At 66.8% G+C, this 623-nt stretch carries 1 protein-coding gene and 1 pseudogene; both read right to left on the bottom strand.

Annotated features, from left to right (window positions below):
• Positions 1-248 (bottom strand): annotated as a pseudogene (locus tag A5785_RS05790) (IS3 family transposase); the annotation flags it as partial.
• A complete protein-coding gene (locus A5785_RS23465) occupies positions 245-553 on the bottom strand; it encodes a transposase (RefSeq protein WP_005180812.1) in 309 nt (102 codons plus the stop codon). The gene A5785_RS23465 and the pseudogene A5785_RS05790, both read right to left, overlap by 4 nt.
• Positions 554-623: the final 70 nt, after the last annotated feature.

Here is a 623-nt window from a genome sequence, read left to right as displayed (position 1 = left end):
GAGCAGATCCGCCACGCCGTCCGCCGGCACATCTTCTCGCCTGCGGCTTCGGCCTCGTCGGCGAGGTAGCGGTAGCCGAACTCCGGGTCTTCGCGGTGGGCGTCGAACAGGGCGTTGGCCCGGTACGCCTCGGCGAGCTCGGCGTCGGTGATCGGGTTCTTGCGCCACCGGTAGTAGGGCTGGCGAGCGATCTTGAGTACCCGACACGCCACCGCGACGGGGATGCCGTCAGCGGCCAGCTCACTCACGAGCGGGTACCACCTTTTCCCGGCAGATTCGCTTGGGACAGGTACGCCGCCGCCCGGCGTAAGACCTCGTTCTCCTGTTCAAGCAGGCGCACACGCCGCTTGGCCTCGCGCAGCTCACGCGATTCGGCCGACGTGGTGCCGGGTTTGATCCCGGCCTCCACGTCGGCCTTGCGGATCCACTTGTTCAGGGTCATCGGGTGGATACCGAAGTCGGCAGCGATCTGTTCGAGAGTCACACCGTCTTCACGGTTCTGGGCGACGCGGACAACGTCGTCGCGGAACTCCTGGGGATAGGGCTTGGGCACAGCTGGCATCCTTCCAGGCCGCCCGGCAGGGCAAGCCAGATCAGATGTCACCTACTCGTGCACCAGCCCC

It is taken from the genome of Gordonia sp. 852002-50395_SCH5434458, from assembly GCF_001665905.1.
Classification (GTDB): domain Bacteria; phylum Actinomycetota; class Actinomycetes; order Mycobacteriales; family Mycobacteriaceae; genus Gordonia; species Gordonia jacobaea.
This window is presented reverse-complemented; position numbering and strand designations above follow the sequence as displayed.